Below are 234 nucleotides of genomic sequence, written 5' to 3' on the forward strand. Positions count from 1 at the left end.
GCGCTGTGCGTGTCGCAGAGCATTCGCGAGGGCGAAACGCTGAATGTCGACGGCATCGAGCTGCAGGCGCTCTACACCCCCGGACACACCGATGAGTCTTTCAGCTTCGTGCTCAACCCCGCGAAGCCCGAGGCCGTGTTCAGCGGCGATGTGCTGCTGATCCGCGGCAGTGGCCGCACGGATTTCCAGGGCGGTGACCCCCGCAAGAGCTACGACTCCATCGTCAACAAGCTG

1 protein-coding gene is annotated in these 234 nt (G+C 64.1%); it reads left to right on the plus strand.

Features of this window, described 5'->3' with window-relative positions:
• The coding region (locus ACWA1B_RS23680; protein ID WP_456911151.1) for an MBL fold metallo-hydrolase at window positions 1-234 on the plus strand (234 nt) is incomplete at both ends.

This window comes from Flavobacterium xizangense (genome assembly GCF_054075145.1).